Genomic DNA, 3055 nt, shown 5'->3' with positions numbered 1-3055 from the left:
CACAGCTGTTCCCCGAGTTCATCGTCGACACGCTCGGGCTCGACAGCGTCATCGGCGAGGTCGCGGCGTCGCTCGTCGCCGCGTTCGTCGTCGGGAACATCATCCTCGCGTTCACGGGCGTCGCGGGTCCGTGGGCGAAACGGAAGATCACGGCCGCGTTCACCGATCGGATCGCGGTCGACCGGATCGGCCCGTACGGGCTTCTCATCATCCCGGCGGCCGCGGTCCAGCTCCTCGCGAAGGAGCTCATCATCCCCGAGGGCGTCGACCGTCCCTCGTGGGACATCGCGCCGATCCTCCTGCCGGCGTCGGCGCTGCTCGGCTTCTCCGTCATCCCGATGGGGCGGCTCGGCCCGATCAACCTCCACCTCGCGGACCCGGAGGTCGGGTTCGCGCTGGTGTTCGCGTTCGCGTCGATCGCGTCCGTCTCGCTGGTGATGGCCGGCTACGCGTCGAACAACAAGTACTCGCTGCTCGGCGGCCTCCGCGCGGTGGCGCAGAACCTCGCGTACGAGATCCCGCTCATCGTCACGGCGATGTCCGTCGTGATCTTCTCGGGGACGCTCCAGATGAGCGGCGTCGTCGGCGCGCAGACGGAGACGCTCGTGTCGATAGGCGGCGTCGCCATCCCGTCGTGGTACGCGTTCGTGAACCCGTTCGCGTTCGTGCTGTTCCTCACGGCGAACATGGCCGAGATCGGTCGGAACCCGTTCGACATCCCCGAGGCGCCGACGGAGATCGTCGCGGGGTACCAGACGGAGTACTCCTCGGCGTACTTCGTCCTCTTCTACCTCGGAGAGTTCGTCCACATCTTCCTCGGAGGGGCGATCCTCGCCGTGACGTTCCTCGGCGGGGCGTCCGGTCCCGGCCCGGAGAGCATCGGCTTCATCTGGTTCGTGGTGAAGATCTGGGGCTTCTTCCTGTTCACGCAGTGGGCCCGCGCGGCGCTGCCGCGCGTCCGTATCGACCAGCTGATCGAGATCGGCTGGAAGGGAATGCTCGTGCTGTCGTTCGCGAACCTGGTGCTCACGGCCGTAATCGTGGGGGTGATCGCGTAATATGATCGGACTCATGAAATCCATGGCGACGACGATGAAACACGCGCTGGACGGGACGACGTTCACGGTGGAATACCCGGAGGACGCGCCCGAGGTGAGCCCCCGGTTCCGCGGGGTTCACAAGTTCAGCCAGGAGCGGTGTATCTGGTGTCGGCAGTGCGAGAACGTCTGTCCGAACGACACGATCCAGATCGTTCAGGACGACCAGCGCAACGGCGAGCAGTACAACCTCCACATCGGGCAGTGTATCTATTGCCGGCTCTGCGAGGAGGTCTGCCCCGTCGACGCCATCCTGCTGACGCAGAACTTCGAGTTCACGGCGGACACGAAAGACGACTTCGTGTTCAACAAAGAACAGCTCAAGAACGTCCCGTGGTACAAGGGAATCGACCCGCTGGAGTCCCGCAACCCCGATCGCGGCGCGTGGATCGGGGAGGGCGACGGCGAGGTCGACTACCAGTAGCGGGCACGTCTCGAAATCTTCAAAGGGGTTCTCATAGGAGACAAACACAATGGTTTATGCTACCATCGCGTTCGGGCTGTTCGCCGCGGTCACGCTGGCGTTCGCCCTCGGGGTCGTCCTGGCGCGCGACGTGTTCCACGCCGCGCTGCTTCTGGGCGGAGCCCTCACGAGCGTCGCGGTGCACTACGTGATGCTGCGGGCGGAGTTCATCGCCGCCATGCAGATCCTCGTCTACGTCGGCGGGGTCCTCATCTTAGTCACGTTCGCCGTGATGCTCACGCGAATGGATACCGAAACGGAGGTGAGTAGCGCGTGAGCAACGACGAGAGCCGCGGCTCCCGTATCGCACCCGCGATCGCCGTGGGCGGGCTGTTCGCGGTGTTGGCCGCGACGGCCAGCGCGGCGACGTTCGGCTTCGAGGAGACGGGCTTCCCGGCCGACGCCTCGGTCGTCCACAACATCGGGTACGCCCTGTTCGATCTGGGCGCGTACGACGTCGCCACTATCCCCGCGGAGGGGTTCCTCGCGGCGTTCCTGATCGCCGCGGTCGCGCTCGACGTCGCGGTCGACGGCGCAGTGTACCTGGCCAAACGCGAGGAGGGCGACTCCATCGTCTCCGCGCTCGGGCAGGCGGTCACCGACGGCGGACGCGACGGAGGTGACCGGCGATGACCGCCGTCGCCGCCTCGATCCCCCCGTCGTGGTACCTGCTGTTGGCGGCGGCCGTGTTCTGTATCGGACTGTTCGGCGTGCTGACGCGACGGAACGCGCTGTACTTCCTCATGAGCGTCGAGCTCATGATGAACGCGGCCAACATCAACTTCGTCGCGTTCGCGCTGTACTACGGCGACCTCACCGGGCAGGTGTTCGCGCTGTTCGTCATCGCGCTCGCCGCCGCCGAGGTCGCTATCGGTATCGGCATCATACTCGTGTTATACCGTAACTTCGGCACGACAGACGTGACCGTTCCCGCGGAGATGAGGTGGTAAGATGGTGGACGCATTCGCATACGTTCCGGCGATCGTACTCTTACCGTTCTTCTCGTTCCTGGTCGCGCTCGGCGCGGGCAGGTACCTCCCGAAGGGCGGGGCCTTCGGCGGCATCGCCGCGACCGCGGGCTCGTTCCTGCTGTCGATCTGGGTCGCGGCGACCGTCGCGGGCGGACGGGCGTACGACGAGACGCTGTACCACTGGGCGAGCGAGGGCGGCGCGGGGATCGGGCCGACCGACATCGAACTCACGTTCGGCGTCCTGATCGACCCGCTGTCGGCGCTCATGCTCGTCATCGTGACGCTCGTGGCGCTTCTGGTTCACGTCTTCTCGCTCGGCTACATGAACGACGAGGGCGAGACCGGCCTACCGCGCTACTACGCCGGGCTCGGCCTCTTCACGGCGTCGATGCTCGGCTTCGTCGTCGCCGACAACCTGCTGATGGCGTTCATGTTCTTCGAGCTGGTCGGGCTCTGCTCGTACCTGCTGATCGGCTTCCACTTCCGCGAGCCCGGCCCGCCGCCCGCCCCGCAGAAGCAGTTCC

The 3055-nt window shown here is 66.0% G+C and carries 6 protein-coding genes; all 6 read left to right on the top strand.

The window, feature by feature from the left end:
- Nucleotides 1-1058, top strand: a 1058-nt coding sequence (locus tag B9G38_RS15580; protein WP_143415522.1) for a complex I subunit 1 family protein, incomplete at its 5' end; no start/stop codon positions are given.
- A gap of 1 nt (nt 1059) precedes the next feature.
- Nucleotides 1060-1521 carry an NADH-quinone oxidoreductase subunit I gene (locus tag B9G38_RS15575; protein WP_006113010.1) on the top strand — a complete coding sequence of 154 codons (462 nt, stop codon included), beginning with the start codon at nt 1060-1062 and terminating at the stop codon, nt 1519-1521.
- Nucleotides 1522-1570: 49 nt separating this feature from the next.
- The gene (locus tag B9G38_RS15570; RefSeq protein ID WP_086220980.1) at nt 1571-1837 is read left to right on the top strand and encodes an NADH-quinone oxidoreductase subunit J; all 267 of its coding nucleotides are present in this window, start codon (nt 1571-1573) and stop codon (nt 1835-1837) included.
- A complete protein-coding gene (locus B9G38_RS15565; protein ID WP_086220979.1) occupies nt 1834-2193 on the top strand; it encodes a hypothetical protein in 360 nt (119 codons plus the stop codon). Before B9G38_RS15570 ends, B9G38_RS15565 begins: the two co-directional genes overlap by 4 nt.
- Nucleotides 2190-2510 (top strand): NADH-quinone oxidoreductase subunit NuoK, encoded by a 321-nt coding sequence (gene nuoK, locus B9G38_RS15560; protein ID WP_086220978.1) that lies wholly within the window; start codon nt 2190-2192, stop codon nt 2508-2510. Before B9G38_RS15565 ends, nuoK begins: the two co-directional genes overlap by 4 nt.
- Before the next feature lies 1 nt (nt 2511).
- Nucleotides 2512-3055, top strand: a 544-nt coding sequence (locus B9G38_RS15555; protein ID WP_303646244.1) for a proton-conducting transporter membrane subunit, incomplete at its 3' end; no start/stop codon positions are given.

The organism is Halorubrum sp. SD612, from assembly GCF_002135005.1.
The sequence above is the reverse complement of the archived record's forward strand: the minus strand, read 5'-3'. Positions and strand labels throughout refer to the sequence as shown.

What these genes read in the sequence shown, in the direction of transcription:
- B9G38_RS15575 (WP_006113010.1), top strand. Translation starts at nt 1,060, where the DNA reads ATGATCGGACTCATGAAATCCATGGCGACGACGATGAAACACGCGCTG.
- nuoK (WP_086220978.1), top strand. Translation starts at nt 2,190, where the DNA reads ATGACCGCCGTCGCCGCCTCGATCCCCCCGTCGTGGTACCTGCTGTTG.
- B9G38_RS15570 (WP_086220980.1), top strand. Translation starts at nt 1,571, where the DNA reads ATGGTTTATGCTACCATCGCGTTCGGGCTGTTCGCCGCGGTCACGCTG.